The following is a 16,328-nucleotide window of genomic DNA, read 5'->3' as shown; positions in this document are numbered from 1 at the left end:
GGAGCGGTGGTCAGCTGTTCGAAAAGGTCCGTCGGTGCCAGGACGCCATACGGACCTGCGAAGGCAGGATCAGGCTTCGGTTTTTGGAGGGGTGCGAGGTGGTGCTGTGACGAATTCGGTCAGACGGACCGCCACGCCGCCGTAGGATGGCGAGGGACCCGAAACGGGTCGGTCCAGCGACGGCTCGCTCGAAAACACCGGCGAGACCATTGTACAGCCCATCTTGGCGATGCAGTCCGACGTCATGTCCCTGCACGGGGTCTGCTTGTGGGTCGGCGCGGCGTCTGTCGGTCCCACCACCATCTCGGCGCAGTGCGCCATATCCTGTGCCAGGGACTCAACTGAAAACGGAGTCGCCCGCGCCTCCGTCTGGCTGAGGAAGCCGACGAACGCCAGGGAGATGATCACAATGCGCAGCAGGCTCCACATGGCGAAACAATCCCACCTCGCCGGCGACTGCACAAGCCGATTGCTGCGCAGATTGATGATCATCAACTCCCCGGACCAGATATGAAGAACCCGGTGCAACAGATTGCGGATCGGCAACCGGCCTGTGAGCAGACACCCGCTCCTGAACCGGCGAAGGGGCATTGTGGCCCCGGTCCCAGCCCGCCCTCCAGCTTCGGATGTCGGCTTCTGGTCAAGCTGCTCATGGTCGTTCTCCCCTTGGCTCTGGCCACCGTGAATCGATGCAACCCTAACCGCCAACCTTGGTGTGGCGCTCGGTGACCTGGCCGTCCTGCAAAACGCCACGGCCAGTTGAAGCGCGACCTGACCGTGGAACCCCTATTCCGCTCCTGGCCATCGTCGCGGTAATGGCGTCTCTCGCGCCTGTCTTCGCCATGGACATGTCGATGCATATCCCGGGCCGGCCGCAAGCGGTCAAACAGCCTCAAGCTGAAGCCGGACGCTGCGATCAATCGCCCCTTGTTGACCGTTTCACGGCGCGCCAGGATTTGATGTCCCGAGCGATCCGTATCCACAACAGGATGAACCCCGAGACGACGATGCTCAGGGTCAGGGCCGTGGTGATGATGATCAGGGGGTGGTTGAAATCCTCGCCGTCATCCCAGTCCATAACGTGCAGACGCCAGAAGAAGTCGAACAGACGCCAGACGCCGGAACGACGCGACACCACCTCGGCCGTGGCCGGCGACAGATAGAAGGAGGTCTTTTCGCCATCCGCGAAATCCACCCGCCACAGCGGCCCGATCTTGCCCGTCTCCTCGGGTGCGGTCGTTAGAAACGACACCCCGGACACCGCCGCGTCACCCCGGTAGGCCTGTATCGCGAAGGCCGTAGCCTCATCGCGCGACATGGGCGCGAACGGCCGCCCCGTCACCGCCGAGACGATCACCGGCTCGCCGCTCATCGGTTTCAATGTCCAGGCCGGACCACGCGGCGTGGTGTGCAGGTCCGCCTGAGTGGGCGCTACGCCGGCTTGCCGAGCAATCTCGTCGAGCGACGGCAGGCCGGCCAGCGCCAGCGGGACGGCGGCCTGTTCGGCGACTCGGTGCTCGCTGCGGACCGTCTCTATGGGAAGGGCCACCATCACCAGGCCGCCGCCGACCCAGAAAAGGACCTGGAGACCGACGACCAGCGCGATCCATTTGTGCAGTTGGGTCGAGAGCTTGAGGACTTTCATGAGGTCTTCCGTCTAGACGTGGCGCGCGAAGACGCGCGTGCCGCCGCCCTCGAGGATCAGCAGGGTCTCATAGGCTTCGCGCCGACCGTCGGGCATCTCCATCCCCGGCGAGCCCAAGGGCATGGCCGGCACCGCGAGGCCGAGGGCGTCGGGACGCTCCATAAGCAGCCTGCGCACGTCCTCGGCGGGCACATGTCCCTCAAGGACAAATCCTTCGATCACGGCTGTATGACAGGCCGCCAGGGAGTCGGGGACGCCCCGGGCGAGGCGAACCGCCCCGGGGTCGGCCACCTCGGTTGTCCGCACCTGGAACCCCGCGCCCGTCATGTGCTCGACCCAGGCACCGCAACAGCCGCAGGTGGGCGATTTGTAGACCGCGAGTTCTGACGAAGGACGCGCGATCCGCGCACAGGCCGCAGTGACCGCGGCGCTGACCCCGACGATCAGAAGGGCCCGGCGGGATAACGGCTCCGTCATCGTCTCATTCTTCCAGTGATCAAGGACAAGGGGAGCCCGGTAGCCTGCGCTCAGGCCGCCGGACGAATGGGTCGGGCCGAGGAGTGATAGACATCGAAACGCCATTGGTCATCGCGTTTCCGCAACACGCTCGTGGCGACGCCGCGGCGCTCGATCGGGGCCCGCCCGGCGTCCTTGAAGGTGATGTGATAGGTATAGGTTTCGCTGACGAAGGCCGTGTCGCCGTCGACCTCCACCGTCATCTGATGATTGCGGAATTCGAAGCCCGCCAGATCGTCGAACTCCGGCCCCAGGTGGTGCTCGAGGTAGTAGGCGAAGCTCCCCTCGACCCCGCCGTTCTCGAAGATCTCCGAGTCCGGCCAGAACAGGGCCGGAGTCTGTGACACGTCCATCCGGGTGATGGCGTCCTTGTAGGCTGTGACGACCGAGCGGACCTGCTGCACATCCGTGACCTGTGCCTGGGCGGCGGTGGCGAGGACGGCGGCAAACGTCAGTCCGGCGAAGATAGAGCGCGCTTTCATGGGTATCTCCAGGGTGGCCGTCCGGACGTGGGATCGGCGAAAGGCGGCGGACGCGCCGACGGCGGACATGCCGGCCGCCGATGAACAGGTAAGGACGAGATTCAAGATCTGCCCGGTGGGGACAGGCTGGTCTGCCTCCTCAGAACATCAGGTGTTTCATGCCATGGGTCAGTATGCCCCCCAGCAGGGCATTCACCAGAATGGCGGACGCGGTAAGCGTCAGCGCGCCGATATAGAGCAGTTCGCGCTTGCGGCCCGGCTTGCGGACCCAATGCTCCTTGGCCCACCAGCTCAACAGGCCCAGCGCCGCGATCGAGGTTCCAAGCCAGCGGTGATAGGTGTGGGTCACGTCATCGGATCCGGGCAGGCCCATGGCGAACCAGCCGAGCACCACGGCGCCCACGGCGGAAATCGCGGCCATGGCGATGATCACCCGGGTGCCCTGGGTGAGGACCGGTCGACGCAAGGTCAACGCGGCGATCTCGAGCACGGCGGCCACAAGGAACAGGGCGATAGGAAAATGCACGGCCGCGGGATGCATGGCTCCCAACCAACGGACGAGACGCTGGGACATCGTGCGGGGCGCAGCATCGGCCGATATGCCGCCGTGATCCATGCCCGCCGACACGGCCGGCATCCCCGCCATGTCCGATCCATGACCGTCCGCCATCGGCGCGGCGGCGACGGACACTGCGGCTGGAGGATCGTGGGCCTCATGGGCAAGGGCCGGCCCACTGACCGATACGGCGACCAGAACGGCGAACGCCGCCAACATTTTCCGCAATCCCATGACCCGCTCCTCTTCCATCTCTTCTGCTAACTACGCAGCACAGGGGCGGCCCCCTCACCCGAGGGATTCGGCGAAAGCACGCGTAGTAGGTATCAGGGGCCGTGAAGGAGAGTTTCGATGACGCGTAATCTGGATGACCTTCTGACAGGACTGGCGGCCGCGCCCGTCGATACAGCGCTTGAGGGGCTCGAGCCGCTCGTCTGGCGCCGGGTCGACATCCTTCGGGGCGAACGGCTTGTGTCACAGCTACGTCTGGGTGCCGTCGCCATGGCCCTGGCGACCGGCTTGACGGCGGGCGGGTTCGGCGCGATCGCAGCACCCAGACCCGCGGGAGATCTGACGATCTTCACGGCCGATACCAGCCTGGTGCCCTTGGCGAGACTGGATGTGGTTCGATGATGCGCGGCTGGCGGGCCATTGTCGTCACTGCCTTGCTGGCTGCCCTGGCCGGCGGCACCGGGACATGGATCAGCGCCAGTTGGGTTCTGGGCAACCGGGCGCCGCCCTCGCTTCACGACATCGTTCACGACGATCTGACGCTTTCGCCCGAGCAACACAGCCGGATTGAAGCGATCGAGGTCAGGTTCGCGGCGCGGCGTCCAGTGCTCGAAGCGAATGTCAGGGCAGCGAACCTGGAACTCGCCCGGGCGATTGAGCAGGGTGCCGGGGACGGCCCCCAGGTCCAGGCCGCCGTCGACCACATTCATGACGCGATGGGCGCGCTGCAGAAGGAGACGATCACACACGTCTTCGAGATGCGGTCCGTGCTGACCGCCGCCCAGGCGAAGGTCTTCGACGAGCGTATCGTTTCGGCCCTCGCGCCCGACGGGCGCTAGCCGTTCGGGTGGAGTATCCGGACGATCTTTCAGCGCGCGCCGCCAACGGTGAGCGCGCGGCGTTTAGCGAACTGATGCGGCAGACCAAGGCTGCCCTGTTTCGGGTCATCCGTCGCTATGTCGGCGACGAACAGGAGGCGTGGGATCTCCTGCAGGAGACCTACGCCGCGGCCTGGATCAGCATTCGCCGCTACGATCCCGCGCGCCCTTTCGAGGCCTGGCTTCGAACCATCGCCCTTAACAAATGCCGCGACTGGAGCCGCCGCCGGTTCGTTCGGCGGCTGATCCGTAGCGGCATCGATCTGTCGGCACCCGAGGCCCTGGCCGTGCAGGACGGGAGCGATCCGGTGGATGACCGGATGGAGACCGCCGGCCGGCTGCTCCGGCTGAACCAGGAAATGTACCGCCTGCCGCCGCACCTCAAGGCACCGCTTCTGCTCACGGCGATCGAGGGACGCAGTCAGGCGGAGACGGCGGGAATTCTCGGGATCTCCGTAAAAACAGTGGAAACCCGCGTGGCCCGCGCGCGACGCAAGCTGTCCGATGCCTTGCGGGAGACGGTGGCCGGGCCGCCGTTCTCCGAGGGATCGGTCTGACGTGCACGGGACCGGGTGCCGGTCATCGAGAAAGAAGCGGCGTTCGGGTGGTCGTCACGGCGAGGCGAGGGCTGGGGCCTGCGCGCGCGTATCATGATTGAGGGCACCGCTCGTTCACGCGGCGGTGCCGGGCGACCGGCCCTCGTTTGTCGGCGGTCGCCCAGTCGAGAGACCCTTCTTCGTCCCCAATACAGGAGCTGTTCACATGAGAATTCTGGTCCTTTCCGCCCTTGCCGCCGTCGGCCTGTCCGCCTGTCAGCCGGCCGCCGAGCCAAAGCCGGTCGATGCCCAGCCAGCGCCTGACGCCTCGGCGGCGGCACAGGTCGAGACCGCTCCGGCGGCGATGCTCGAGCCGACCCCGGTGCCCCCGGTCGCAACGCCCGCGCCCGCCCCGACACCCCCGCCTGCCCCCACGCCCGCCGCCGCCGATCCGATGGCCGGCCATGACATGTCCAGGATGGACGGCATGACCATGCCGCCCAAGCAATAGTTCGCGTAAACAGGAGTTCTCCCATGAACCGTTCATTCCTCGCCGCTCTGGCCATTCTCGTGGCGCTCGCCCCCGTCTCGCTCGCCCAGGCCCAGACCAATCCCCACGCGGGCATGTCGATGCAGGATCACGCCACCATGCCGGCCGCGCCGTCGTCCAACAGCGTCACCACGACACCGGCGGACAACGCCATGCTGGCCGCCGCGCCGACCGCGTTTTCCGTGACGTTTCCGCACGCCATGACCCTGACGTCACTCAAACTGACAGGCCCCGCCGGTCTGGCCATGGATGTGGCGGTGCCCGGGGACGCGTCGCCCGCCACGACGGTCCGGGCGCCCTTGCCCGCCATGGCGGCCGGATCCTATTCCGCCGCCTGGGCCGCAGCCGGCACCGATGGCCACGAGATGAATGGCGTCGTGCGTTTCATGGTTCACTGAGGGGCCGGCCTCCCCCCTCCCGAAAGGCCGGAACCTGTTTGAAAGAAGCGCCGCGCGGTTCACTGCGCGGCGTTTTTCATCCCGTCCAGAGGATCATCGCGCCGATCCGACCGCATCCCGGTAACCGCCGGTAAGGAACAATGCTCCTCCGGAATCGCCACCCCCCTGCTCAGATCGCCTCCGGCTGTAGCCTCTGCGGGCCGGGGAGGTGAATGACGAGGCTCTCAAGGGTCCGCGCGACGATATCCGCTTCACCAAGATCGCCATCATCTCCGGGCGTCGCGTCAGGATCGTACAGAACCGTGCGGCAGCCCAAAGCCCTGGCGGGTCGAATGTCCCACTCGAGACTATCGCCGACCATACAGACGGCCGCCGGATCGATGATGTTTAGGGCCTCGAACACCTGGCTGAACGCAGCGGAATCCGGCTTGCCGACACCGACCTCGCCTTCGATCTGGATATGGTGGAAGCGCGACGTGAGATCGAAGCGTTCGATCTTGGCGCGCTGCAGCGGGCCGGTGCCATTGGTGAGAAGCGCCAGCCGGTATCCTGCCTTGCGCAGGTGAACCAACACCGCGTCCGCGCCCGGCTCAAGCCGCATATCCCGGTGGCGTTGAAGGCTAAAGGCGTCGGCCATCCGCTCGGCTACCACCCGAGACGGTGGTCGTCGGCCGCTCCCCTGCAAGGCCTCGAACGCATCGCCGACGATGATGCGCCGTGCCTGCGGGGGATCGAGGCGGCCCAGGGCATGCCGTTTTGGATCGCCCCAGAACGCTTGTCCGGCCCTCGTAAGGGCGCGCGCCGCCTCGTCCGGCTCAAGAACGCCCAGCTCGGATTGAAACCTCTGACAGACCATCCGCCAAACTAGGTCCGGGTGCCGGTAGGCCGAGATCAGGGTGTCGTCGAGATCCATCACGACGACCCGGACGTCCGCGAGGACACTCATCCCGCATGATGCTCCGCGACCCGCCGCCGATCGCCCGTCCGCCGCTAGAACCAGGCCCGGATGCCTACGACCAGCCGGGTGTCTTCCGAGCTCCGTCCGTCGGCCTCCAGAAAGTCCGCCGTATTGCCGAAACTCCTCGTCCATTCGACGCCGACATAGGGCGCGAACTCCTTGCGGATCTCATAGCGCAGGCGCGCCCCGATTTGCAGCGAGGTCAGGCCTGAGCCGATCGAAAGCTCGGGAATGTCCTCGGCGGAGAGGTTGATCTCAGCCCGCGGCTGCAGAATCCAGCGGTTGGTGATCCGCTGATCGTATTCCACCTCGCCGCGGGCGGTCAGTTCGCCCTTGTTGGACAGAAAGGCGGCGGCATCGACCTCGAACCAGTACGGGGCAAGACCCTGGACGCCGACCACGAGGTCTGTCCGGTCACCTTCGGGCTGGTAGGTCTGGCGCAGACCCGTCTGAACGTCCCAGAAAGGCCGGAAGGCCCGGCTGTACAGGGCCTGGACCTCAGCGTCCTCAACACCGTCGCCGAATAGACCTTCGCCTTCCGTCTTCCACCAGAAGCGATTGATGTCGCCGCCGGTCCACCCCTGGGCGTTCCAGGTGTAGCCTTCCTCGCCGTCCGAGAAATTGGCTTCCAGCCGGTCGATGATGACGGCCGTAGTGCGGATGTCTCCGTTTTCGACGCGCAGGTGTTCGCGGGCCGCCGCCATTTCCGCCGGATCGAACAACAGGTCTGCGGCGTGGGTCGGCCCGCTCGATGCCGCAGCAGGAGGGGGCGTTTCAGGAGGGCGTCCCGGGTTGTTCGCGCTGGTCTGTATGTCTGGCGGCATGGCCATGCCGGACATGTCGTGACCCGCATGCGGATCCGCCGGAGTCTGACTCTGGCCCATCGTCGACATGTCGTGACCCGCAGGCATCGCCGGCGCGGGTGACGTCTGGCCCGTGGGGGTCATATCGTGGCCAGCGTGCGGATCGGCGGCCTGTGGCTCGGTCGGCATGTCATGTCCGGCGTGGGGGTCGACCGTCGCCGGAGCCTCGACCGGCGGCATGGCGTGGCCGGCATGGGGGTCCTGGGCCGGGGCGGCAGGCGGGGCCGCTGGGCGGGGTCGGGGCGTGGGCCGGGGGGCCGGTCGCGGCGTTGGCGCAGGCACCGGGCGGGCGGCGGGCGGGCGGCCATGGCCGGCGTGCTGGGCCGCCGCCGGCGTGGCGGCAAGGATCAGGGGCGCAATGGCCATGACGAGGCGGTTCATGACGCGGCTCCGCCCATGGGCCGCACCGTCACCACGTTGAACATCCCCGAATGCATATGCATCAGCAGATGGCAGTGGAAGGCCCAGTCGCCGGGCGCATCGGCCGTCAGGTCGAAGGTGACCTTGCCACCCGGCGCGACATTGACGGTGTGTTTCAATGGCTGGTGCCCGGCCGGACCGCCGGTGACCAGTTCGAAGAAATGACCGTGCAGATGGATCGGGTGGGCCATCATCGTGTCGTTGACCAGCGTCACCCGCACCCGCTCGTTACGCTCGAAGCGGATGGGCTCGACCAGCTCGCTGAACTTCCTGCCGTCGAAGCCCCACATGAACCGCTCCATATTGCCGGTCAGGTGGATCTCCATGGTGCGCGAGGGTGGGCGCGGATCCTTGTTCGGCTGCAGCGACACCAGATCGGTATAGACCAGCACCCGGTGATCAACGTCGGCCAGACCGGTTGGGCGTTCGCCGAGCCGGTTCTTCGGCGACATATTGACCATGTCGACGCCGACGCCGACGGCCATGTCGGGCGGGGCGTTGTCGGGGTCGCGCATGGTCATGCCGCTCATCGACATACCGCCCGTGGCGTCGCCGCCGCCGTGATCCATGCCCGCCATGGCCCCGTGGTCCATCCCGCCCATGCCCATGTCGGCCATCGACAGGTTGGGCACCGCGCGCAGCGGCGGCACCTCGGCCGTCATCCCCATCCGGGGGGCCAGGGTGGCGCGGCCCATGCCGGAGCGGTCGATCGCTTCAGAGACGATCGTATAGGCGCGGTCCTCGGTCGGCCGCACGATGACGTCATAGGTCTCGGCGACCGAGATCTGGAACTCGTCGGTCTCGACCGGCCGCACATTCTCGCCGTCGGCCTGAACCACGGTCATGGCCAGGCCGGGAATCCGGACATTGAAGATCGACATGGCCGAGGCGTTGATGATGCGCAGCCGCACCCGCTCGCCGGGCCGGAACAGGCCGGTCCAGTTCTCCTGCGGGCCGTGGCCGTTGATCAGATAGGTGTAGGTGGTGCCGTTGACGTCGAGGATGTCCCGCGGGTCCATGCGCATCCCGCCCCACATCCGGCGTTCCTCCAGACTCATCCGGTCGCTGCCGTCCAGCAGTCCGGCCAGGGTGGTGCGCTGGCGGTTGAAATAGCCGGGGCTCTTCTTCAGCTTTTCCAGAATCTCGTGCGGATGCAGGAAGCTCCAGTCCGACAGGACCAGAACATGTTCGCGGTCATAGGCGACGGGATCCGCCCCCGCCGGATCGATAACGATCGGGCCGTAGTGGCCGACGGCTTCCTGCAGGCCCGAATGGCTGTGGTACCAGAAGGTGCCCGACTGCCGGATCGGGAACTCATAGACGAAGGTCTCGCTTGGCTTGATGCCGGGGAAGCTGATGCCCGGCACCCCGTCCATCTGGAACGGCAGCAGGATGCCGTGCCAGTGGATCGAGGTGTCCTCCTCGAGCTGGTTGTGCACCGCCAGCCGGAGGTTCTGGCCCTCACGCAGGCGCAGCAAAGGAGCGGGGAGCGTGCCATTGATCGTTGTCGCGGTCGCGGACCGTCCGTTCACGGTGAAGGGCGACTGACCGATGGTCAGGTCGATGTTCGGACCGCTCAGGGTGGGCAGGTCAGCGCGCAGCCCCGGCGAACCGGTCTGGGCCCATGCAGGCATCAGCCCCTGAAGGCCCAGAAGGCCGCCCCCGGCGACCGCGCCGCGCAGCAATCCTCGACGATCGAGCTTCATGGGGTACTCCTGAATTTCATGCGGCCGGCTCACTGGATCGAGCGACGGCCTCTAGGTGTTTACGCAGCCGGCGGGCCCTGCCCTCGCGACAGGCTGACGCATGGCACGGACTTGAACGGACGTGGGGTCAGTCGCGGACGGCCGTTAACCGGCGCGCCCGAAGAGCGGTGCCACGCTTAATCCAGGCCAGCGGCCACGGTTCCAACCTGGACGGCAACACGGATGCAAGCGCCCGGCGGCCGAAGACCGGCTCGCCCGGTGTCTGTCGGCGGTGCCTGTCATTGATCGCGGACCGTCTCGAGCCGGCCTTTCAGAGTCTGACGACTCGCAGCCGCAGGGCATTGCCGATCACGCTGACCGACGACAGCGACATGGCCAGCGCCGCAAGGGCCGGCGACAGCAACAGGCCGAAGGTCGGATACAGCAGGCCGGCGGCGATCGGGATGCCCAGCGTATTGTAGCCGAAGGCAAACAGCAGGTTCTGGCGAATATTGGCCATGACCGCCTTCGACAGGTGCCGGGCCCGCACGATGCCCTGCAGGTCGCCGCTCAACAGGGTGACGGCCGCGCTCTCGATGGCCACATCGGACCCCGCGCCCATGGCCACGCCGACATCGGCGGCGGCCAGGGCCGGGGCGTCGTTGACCCCGTCTCCGGCCATGGCCACGATCCGGCCCTCGGCGCGCAGCTGTTCGACCACATCGGCCTTGTCCTGCGGCAGGACCTCGGCCCGGACGTCGTCGATCCTCAGACTTCGGGCCACGGCCTCGGCGGTGGTGCGGTTGTCCCCGGTCATCATCACCAGCCGCAGACCGGCGGCCTTCAGGGCGATGATGGCTTCGGCGCTGGTCGCCTTGACCGGATCGGCGATGCCCAGCACCCCGGCAGCCTGGCCGTCGACGGCAACGAATATGGCCGTGGCCCCGTCGTGGCGCAGGGCCTCGGCCCCGGCCTCCAGCGCCGTGACGTCGATCTTCAGTTCACCCAGATAGCGGCCGTTGCCCAGCGCCACGCGACGGCCGTCGACCCGGCCGGTGACACCACGTCCGACCGGGCTGTCGAACTCACCGGCCTCGGACAGGGTCAGGGAGCGGTCCTTGGCCGCCTGGACGATGGCGTCGGCCAGCGGATGTTCGCTGCCCCGCTCCAGACTGGCCGACAGGCGCAGCAGTTCGGCCTCGTCGAAACCGGCCACGGGCTGGATCGCCGTCACGGACGGTCGCCCCTCGGTCAGGGTGCCGGTCTTGTCGACCACCAGGGTGTCGACCTTCTCGAACCGCTCCAGCGCCTCGGCATTGCGGATCAGCACGCCGGCCCGGGCCCCGCGCCCGACCCCGACCATGATCGAGATCGGCGTGGCCAGACCCAGGGCACAGGGACAGGCGATGATCAGCACCGAGACGGCGGCGATCAGGGCGTAGGTCAGCCGCGGCTCGGGCCCGACCAGGCCCCAGATGACGGCGGCCAGGACGGCGGCGGCGATCACCGTCGGCACGAACCAGCCCGAGACGACGTCGGCCAGCCGCTGGATCGGCGCGCGACTGCGCTGGGCCTGGGCGACCATCTGCACGATCCGCGACAACAGGGTGTCAGCCCCGACCTTGTCGGCCCGCATCACGAAAGACCCGGTCCGGTTCAGTGAGCCACCGACGACCGCGCCGCCCGGTTCCCGCGTCACCGGCATGGACTCGCCGGTCACCATCGACTCGTCGATGGACACCCGGCCCTCGAGGATTTCACCATCGACCGGGACCTGTTCACCGGGCCGGACACGCAGTCGATCGCCGACCCCCACCTGCTCCAGCGAGACGTCCTCGTCAGTGCCGTCGTCCCGGACCCGCCGCGCCGTCTTGGGTGTGAGATCCAGCAGGGCCCGGATCGCGCCCGAGGTCTGTTCGCGGGCCCGCAGCTCCAGAATCTGGCCGATCAGCACCAGCACGGTGATGACCGCCGCTGCCTCGAAATAGACCGGCACACTGCCGTCCATGCCGCGCACCGCCGCCGGAAACAGGCCGGGGGCCAGCACCGCCACGACGCTGTAGATCCAGGCCGCGCCGATGCCGATCGAGATCAGGGTGAACATGTTGAGGCTGCGGTTGCGCAGCGACGCCCCGCCGCGCTGGAAGAAGGGCCAGCCCGCCCACAGCACGACCGGCGTCGCCAGTACGAACTGGATCCAGTTCGAGGTCTGGCCGGGAATCCACCGGTGCAGGTCGAACAGATGGCTGCCCATCTCGAGGGCGAAAACCGGCAGGGTCAGGACCAGGCCGACCCAAAACCGGCGCGTAAAGTCGATCAGCTCATGATTGACCGGGGCCTCGGCGGTGACCGTCTCGGGCTCCAGCGCCATGCCGCAGATCGGGCAGGCTCCAGGCCCTTCCTGACGGATCTGCGGGTGCATCGGACAGGTGTAGATGGCACCCGGGATGGCCGTCTCAGGCCCCGGCCGGTCGCCCAGATAGCGGTCCGGGTCGGCGATGAATTTGGTCCGGCATCCCGCGGAACAGAAAAAATAGTCCTCGTCGTCATGCGCCGCGCGGTGTGCGGTGGTCGCGGGATCAACCGACATGCCGCACACCGGATCAATGGCCGTGGCTGCGGCGTTGTCGGTCTTGCCGGCACAGCAGCTTTGGCCAGTCGAGGGGGGATTGGAGGGCGTGGACATGGAAGGGGATCCTTGTTCTCGACCGAGCCATATATACCCCACGGGGGTATAGCGCAAGATACCGGCTTGGGGTATATGCAAACGCTCAAGCCGGGGAATGGGATGCAGACCGAAACGAAACCCAAGCTGATCAACCGCCTCAACCGGATCGAGGGGCAGGTACGCGGCATCGCCCGCATGGTCGACGAGGACCGTTATTGCGTGGACGTGCTGACCCAGCTCCAAGCCGTGCGGGCAGCCCTGTTGCGTGTCAAGAACTGGGTTCTGAAGGACCACCTGGACCACTGCGTCATGGGCGCGATGACCGGCGACGATCCGGCCGACCGCAAGGCCAAGGCGGATGAGTTGATCACCCTGCTGGCCCGTGCATCACGGTAAGGGCCACCGGAGCGCGCGCGGGCAAGCCCGGGCAGGATTTGATGAAGCCTGATCTTGATCTCACGGCACCCGCATCGACACGGCACGCGGGCTCGACCCTGACCCTATCGCCGCTCTGCAGCGGCCCCGCTGGACACCGTCTTGACCAGCCCGAGTCGGCAGTCCGGAAAGGCGGAGCCGCTTCCCTCAGAAACGAGGGATGTCCGCGATCGATGCGTAAACCAGTTAGGCGGACACTCCGGCTCCGCCCGACCTTGGGGCCCATCGCGCATGACGTCCGTTTCGCCCACCCGCGAGGGCTACCCCACTGACCTGCGAGCCCTGACCAGTCTGAGGGCCTTCCTGGCGGTGGGCGTGGTGTTGTTCCACTACCAGCTCCAGTGGGATCCCGCCCTGGGCTTCAGCCCGATCATCGAGCGGTCCCGGCTGGCGGTGGATGCCTTCTTCATGCTGTCCGGGTTCATCCTGGCTCATGTCTACGGCCCGTCCTTCCCGGCGGGCACCTTCAGCTACCGGCGCTTCATCGTCGCCCGCATCGCCCGGCTTTACCCCCTGCACCTCGCGGTGTTGGCCGGCGTCCTGGTCATGGTGATCGTCGCCCGGGCCGCCGGGGTCCAGTATGATCCGGCCACCTACACAGCCGAGGGCTTCCTCAAGACCCTGCTGCTTGTCCAGGCCTGGTTTCCGAGTCTTGTCGGCTACAACTGGAGCGGCCCGTCCTGGTCGCTTTCGGCCGAATGGTTCGCCTATCTGCTCTTCCCTGCCTATGCGCTGATCGCGATGAAGTTGAAGACCCGCCCCTGGGTCTTGCTCTTTCTGGGCGTGCTCGGCTTCGCCGTGATCGACGCCGTCTATGGCCAGATGTTCGGCAAGGTGCTGCCGCGTGCCGAGGACGACATGGGCATCCTGCGCATTCTTCCGGAATTCCTGATCGGCATGGCCCTCTATGGACTGGGCCGTCGATGGGAGTGGTCGCGCGGCTCCGCCATCGGCGCCAGCGCAGTCGCGACCTTCTGCCTGTTGCTGGCCATGCAGTTCAGTCTGGACGATCGATTGGTGGTGGCCCTCGCCGCCCCGCTCATACTGACCTGGTCCATGCTGGCGAGAACCGCCAAAGCCGGCCCCCTGTCCACGCCCCTCGCGGTCTTCTCGGGCGAGGCCTCCTTCGCGCTCTACCTGGTCCATATACCGCTGCTGGTGGCCTACAAGGGCATCGCCTCGGAACTTCGTGGGATCGACAGCGGCTTCTACATGTCGCCCCTGGAATTGGCGGGCCTGTTCGTGGTCACCGTCGCCGCGGCCGCCGCGCTGCATCTGGGTGTGGAAAAGCCTGGACGCCGCTGGATCCGGCGACGCTTCGAAGGCCGGACACCTCCCCCGTGCGGGACCGTCTGACGCCCTTTCGCCGGGTGCGCCTCGTGCACCCTCGTCACAGGCCTGGCGATTCAGCGCGGCCGCGAACGACAAGTGCATTACGTCTTCGAGGTCGAATTCCCTCACCGACAGTCGTTGAATTCGTCCGTCCGCCCGATCTTTTTTCACCCCGGCAACCCTGGAGTTAACGACACGTTTCGGCCGGACTTGAAGGAACGGAGGTTTATCATGAACGCCAAGACCTATCTGCGCTTCGGCGCGATGATCGCGACATCCACGCTCGTCATGTTTGGATTGATGTATCTGAACACCTACCAGCTGGACCACGCCCGGTTCAGCGAGACCCGGGCCTGGATGGCGCTGGTGATGGGCGCGGTGATGGCGGTCATCATGCTGCTCTTCATGCTCAAGATGTACACGGACAAACGTCTGAACCTGGCCATCATCGGCGGAGCCGTGCTCGTGTTCGCCGGATCGCTCTGGCTCGTCCGCAGTCAGGAGACGGTCAATGACGTCGACTACATGCGCGCGATGATCCCGCATCACTCGATCGCCATCCTGACGAGTGAACGCGCCCATATCCGCGACCCGCGGGTTCGCGAACTCGCCGACGGCATCATCGAGGCGCAAAAGCGCGAGATCGCCGAGATGGACGCGCTCATCGCCGACCTCGAACGCAATCCCACACCCTCCACGGCACCCGATCTACCCGCCTACACCCAGCGCTGATCAGGATCTTCGATCGGGAGTTACCCACGCCCGCGTCGTCGCCCGAGTCGTCGAATGATCCGTCGAAAAACCCGGCTACCCTGGGTTCATTCCTCAATCGCGCGGCTGATGGCACGGCCTTCGGGGAACGCCACTACCCGTCGCTCTCGCGCGTCCTTGTCTTGCCTGGGGCCCTTCCTTCGTGCCGTACAGGTCATCGCGGTCTCAAAACGCGCGCGGCCCAGGCTGCCGGTGCCGACCGCGCGCTCGCCCGCCGGACCGGCGGGCCTGTCGTCCCCACTGAGCCGGGCCCCCCCCCCCCCCCCCCCCCCTGGATCTGCTCGTTGAAAGGCCCGGTGGACCCGAAGGGTGTGGCTGTCGACCGAGCGCCAGTGTTTCGGCCTGACAGGTCCGCGGCGCTCCACCACGGGGGGACGATGACAGCTTGTTGAGTTGCGGCAATCTCCCCGACGGCGTCTCTCCGATTCTCGGGCAGGAGGGCTTTCGTGATCAAGCCGCCGGACATTGAGACCGACCTCTCAGGGCGTCGACAGGATGAGATCGCCCGCGTCGCCAGGGAACTGGCGGGGTACGGCTTCTATGTGATGGACGCGCTGTTGCCCGACGACATCCGCGCCAGACCCATTTCTTCGCGAACTCCGGCTCCGCTCGGGCCTGAAGCCGGGCCCGGAGGCCGTCTAGGCGCCGAGGACGCCCAGGTGTTCGAGCAGGATGGTCAGGCCGAGCCCCACGAGGGCGAGACCTCCTAGCAGCTCAACCACCTTGCCAAAGCGCCGGCCGACCAAACGACCGATCACCATGCCGATGGTCGCGAGAAGGAAGGTCGTGAGCCCGATCGAGGCGGCGATGATCCAGATATTGGCCCCGATGAAGGCCAGGCCGACCCCGACGGCAGCGGCGTCGATACTGGTCCCGACCGCCGTCGCGATCAGCCCCCAGGGTCCGGAACGGCGCGGCTGGTCGCACGCATCCCCCGGTCGGAAACGGGTCGCTTCCCAGATCATCCTGCCACCCACGGCGGCCAGCAGGCCGAAGGCGATCCAGTGATCGATCTTCTCGACCAGACCCGCGGCGACCATGCCGAGCCCCCAGCCTATCAAGGGGGTGGTGGCTTCGATGACACCGAATACCAGACCCGCCTTGACCGCGCCGGGCAGGGTCGGACGGTGCGACGCGCCGCGACCGACCGCCGCTGCGAAAGCATCGGTGGACATGCTGAGTGACAGGACGGCGATGGCAAGGGGAGTCATGACGGGCATCCACCGGGCGACGAACAGCGCTTCCCTCCCCGGCCGGTGCGGCGGTGGGACGCGCTGGTCTCGCTAGGCGGTGGTTCCGCTGGTCGGACCACGCGTCGAAACGCGAGTGTGTTGATCCGACCCCGGCGATCAGATGCCGGAAGCTACTCCCCAACAGGAAGCGCCTTCTAACCACCCTCGCGCG

The 16,328-nt window shown here is 66.8% G+C and carries 18 protein-coding genes and 1 riboswitch; of the genes, 8 read left to right on the top strand and 10 right to left on the bottom strand.

The features are described from left to right. Positions 1 to 69 precede the first annotated feature (69 nt). The 5 genes from PSV00_RS01375 to PSV00_RS01355 all read right to left on the bottom strand — a co-directional run bounded on the left by PSV00_RS01375 (position 70) and on the right by PSV00_RS01355 (position 3,433). On the bottom strand, positions 70 to 492 hold the full coding sequence (locus PSV00_RS01375) for a hypothetical protein (protein ID WP_300443909.1): 423 nt from the start codon (positions 490 to 492) through the stop codon (positions 70 to 72). 424 nt (positions 493 to 916) lie between these two features. Then, positions 917 to 1,645, bottom strand: coding sequence for a PepSY domain-containing protein (locus PSV00_RS01370; RefSeq protein ID WP_300443907.1), 729 nt, complete (start codon positions 1,643 to 1,645; stop codon positions 917 to 919). Between the two features lie 12 nt (positions 1,646 to 1,657). Continuing rightward, on the bottom strand, positions 1,658 to 2,122 hold the full coding sequence (locus tag PSV00_RS01365) for a DUF411 domain-containing protein (protein ID WP_300443904.1): 465 nt from the start codon (positions 2,120 to 2,122) through the stop codon (positions 1,658 to 1,660). A 50-nt stretch (positions 2,123 to 2,172) separates the two neighbouring features. Next, the gene (locus tag PSV00_RS01360; RefSeq protein ID WP_300443901.1) at positions 2,173 to 2,643 is read right to left on the bottom strand and encodes a nuclear transport factor 2 family protein; all 471 of its coding nucleotides are present in this window, start codon (positions 2,641 to 2,643) and stop codon (positions 2,173 to 2,175) included. 139 nt (positions 2,644 to 2,782) lie between these two features. Then, positions 2,783 to 3,433: a DUF2231 domain-containing protein gene (locus tag PSV00_RS01355; RefSeq protein WP_300443900.1), complete on the bottom strand. Its 651-nt coding sequence runs from the start codon at positions 3,431 to 3,433 to the stop codon at positions 2,783 to 2,785. A 117-nt stretch (positions 3,434 to 3,550) separates the two neighbouring features. Between PSV00_RS01355 and PSV00_RS01350 the strand changes: the two genes are divergently transcribed. The 5 genes from PSV00_RS01350 (at position 3,551) to PSV00_RS01330 (ending at position 5,792) form a co-directional block, all read left to right on the top strand. Further along, entirely contained in the window at positions 3,551 to 3,832 is a 282-nt protein-coding gene (locus PSV00_RS01350; protein ID WP_300443898.1) for a hypothetical protein, read from the top strand. Then, the gene (locus PSV00_RS01345) at positions 3,829 to 4,269 is read left to right on the top strand and encodes a periplasmic heavy metal sensor (protein ID WP_300443895.1); all 441 of its coding nucleotides are present in this window, start codon (positions 3,829 to 3,831) and stop codon (positions 4,267 to 4,269) included. The genes PSV00_RS01350 and PSV00_RS01345 overlap by 4 nt, the downstream gene beginning before the upstream one ends. A gap of 8 nt (positions 4,270 to 4,277) precedes the next feature. Beyond that, complete coding sequence (locus PSV00_RS01340) at positions 4,278 to 4,865, top strand: RNA polymerase sigma factor (protein WP_300443893.1); 588 nt, start codon at positions 4,278 to 4,280, stop codon at positions 4,863 to 4,865. Positions 4,866 to 5,070: 205 nt separating this feature from the next. Next, complete coding sequence (locus PSV00_RS01335) at positions 5,071 to 5,355, top strand: hypothetical protein (RefSeq protein WP_300443891.1); 285 nt, start codon at positions 5,071 to 5,073, stop codon at positions 5,353 to 5,355. Positions 5,356 to 5,378: 23 nt separating this feature from the next. Beyond that, the gene (locus PSV00_RS01330) at positions 5,379 to 5,792 is read left to right on the top strand and encodes a copper resistance protein CopC (RefSeq protein ID WP_300443890.1); all 414 of its coding nucleotides are present in this window, start codon (positions 5,379 to 5,381) and stop codon (positions 5,790 to 5,792) included. A 169-nt stretch (positions 5,793 to 5,961) separates the two neighbouring features. Here PSV00_RS01330 and PSV00_RS01325 read toward each other — a convergent pair whose 3' ends face one another. From PSV00_RS01325 to PSV00_RS01310, 4 genes are all read right to left on the bottom strand, one after another. Beyond that, entirely contained in the window at positions 5,962 to 6,738 is a 777-nt protein-coding gene (locus tag PSV00_RS01325) for an HAD family hydrolase (RefSeq protein WP_300443888.1), read from the bottom strand. A 44-nt stretch (positions 6,739 to 6,782) separates the two neighbouring features. Next, positions 6,783 to 7,994 (bottom strand): copper resistance protein B, encoded by a 1,212-nt coding sequence (locus PSV00_RS01320; RefSeq protein ID WP_300443887.1) that lies wholly within the window; start codon positions 7,992 to 7,994, stop codon positions 6,783 to 6,785. Beyond that, positions 7,991 to 9,739 (bottom strand): copper resistance system multicopper oxidase, encoded by a 1,749-nt coding sequence (locus PSV00_RS01315; protein WP_300443884.1) that lies wholly within the window; start codon positions 9,737 to 9,739, stop codon positions 7,991 to 7,993. The genes PSV00_RS01320 and PSV00_RS01315 overlap by 4 nt, the downstream gene beginning before the upstream one ends. Positions 9,740 to 10,049: 310 nt before the next feature. Then, on the bottom strand, positions 10,050 to 12,404 hold the full coding sequence (locus tag PSV00_RS01310) for a heavy metal translocating P-type ATPase (RefSeq protein ID WP_300443881.1): 2,355 nt from the start codon (positions 12,402 to 12,404) through the stop codon (positions 10,050 to 10,052). Positions 12,405 to 12,506: 102 nt separating this feature from the next. On the opposite strand from PSV00_RS01310, the gene PSV00_RS01305 reads away from it, so the two are divergent. From PSV00_RS01305 to PSV00_RS01295, 3 genes are all read left to right on the top strand, one after another. Further along, entirely contained in the window at positions 12,507 to 12,782 is a 276-nt protein-coding gene (locus PSV00_RS01305) for a metal-sensitive transcriptional regulator (protein WP_300443880.1), read from the top strand. A 270-nt stretch (positions 12,783 to 13,052) separates the two neighbouring features. Further along, positions 13,053 to 14,177 (top strand): acyltransferase, encoded by a 1,125-nt coding sequence (locus PSV00_RS01300; protein ID WP_300443879.1) that lies wholly within the window; start codon positions 13,053 to 13,055, stop codon positions 14,175 to 14,177. Between the two features lie 207 nt (positions 14,178 to 14,384). Then, positions 14,385 to 14,885 (top strand): DUF305 domain-containing protein, encoded by a 501-nt coding sequence (locus PSV00_RS01295; RefSeq protein WP_300443877.1) that lies wholly within the window; start codon positions 14,385 to 14,387, stop codon positions 14,883 to 14,885. A gap of 677 nt (positions 14,886 to 15,562) precedes the next feature. On the opposite strand, the gene PSV00_RS01290 is transcribed toward PSV00_RS01295, so the two are convergent. Continuing rightward, a complete protein-coding gene (locus tag PSV00_RS01290) occupies positions 15,563 to 16,135 on the bottom strand; it encodes a manganese efflux pump MntP family protein (RefSeq protein ID WP_300443876.1) in 573 nt (190 codons plus the stop codon). 7 nt (positions 16,136 to 16,142) lie between these two features. Further along, positions 16,143 to 16,305: riboswitch (yybP-ykoY riboswitch) on the bottom strand. Between the last annotated feature and the right edge of the window lie 23 nt (positions 16,306 to 16,328).

The sequence above is a fragment of the Brevundimonas sp. genome (assembly GCF_029945885.1).
Lineage (GTDB): Bacteria > Pseudomonadota > Alphaproteobacteria > Caulobacterales > Caulobacteraceae > Brevundimonas.
Note: the sequence above shows the minus strand (reverse complement) of the source record. Positions and strands in the feature narration are given on the sequence as shown.